This window comes from Nocardioides sp. CPCC 206348 (assembly GCF_048654705.1).
Classification (GTDB): domain Bacteria; phylum Actinomycetota; class Actinomycetes; order Propionibacteriales; family Nocardioidaceae; genus Nocardioides.
This window is the reverse complement of record NZ_JBMCZA010000179.1, coordinates 42,079-42,730: the sequence shown is the minus strand read 5'-3', so window position 1 is coordinate 42,730 and position 652 is coordinate 42,079. Positions and strand designations below refer to the sequence as shown.

General features: G+C 72.2%; 2 protein-coding genes. One reads left to right on the top strand and one right to left on the bottom strand.

All coding sequences use genetic code 11. The features are described from left to right. Positions 1–411: GlxA family transcriptional regulator (locus ACOADB_RS14380; protein WP_378599814.1), on the top strand; the 411-nt coding region annotated here is incomplete at its 5' end. A 21-nt stretch (positions 412–432) separates the two neighbouring features. Here ACOADB_RS14380 and ACOADB_RS14375 read toward each other — a convergent pair. After that, on the bottom strand, positions 433–652 hold a 220-nt coding region (locus ACOADB_RS14375; protein ID WP_378599812.1), incomplete at its 5' end, for a hypothetical protein.

Below are 652 nucleotides of genomic sequence, written 5' to 3'. Positions count from 1 at the left end.
GCCAATGTCGTGGCCCGACGGGCCGTCGTACCGCCGTACCGGGACGGGGGACAGGCGCAGTTCATCGCGCGCGCCGTCCCCGACTGCGACGCCGACACCTTGCGGCCGCTGTTGACGTGGATCCTGGAGAACCTCGAGGAGGACCACGGTGTCGAGGCGCTCGCGAAGCGCGCCGTGATGTCGCCGCGCACCTTCGCGCGCCGCTTCCGCGACGAGACCGGTACGACGCCGCACCACTGGGTCACCCGGCAGCGGGTGTCGGCGGCCGAGGAGCTGCTCGAGCGCACCGACCACCCGGTGGAGTGGATCGCGGGCGAGGTCGGGTTCGGCAACGCGGCGACCCTGCGCCACCACTTCGTGAGGGTGCGCGGGGTCAGCCCTCAGGCGTACCGGCGCCAGTTCGCCTGCTGATTCGCCTGCTGATTCGCCGGGTCAGTGGTCGACCAGCTGTGCGGCCTCGCCCGACCGGGTCGTCCGTCGTACGACGCGGCGACGCCAGACGACCACCAGGAACCCGATGCTCAGGGCGAGGGCGGGCGCGGTCAGCAGCATGCCGACGTAGGCGTCGTACGTCGTGAAGGGCAGGTCGTAGAGCGCCCACAGCACGACGCCCGTGGGTGCGCCGGCCAGCTGGGCGAGACCGATGACGCGC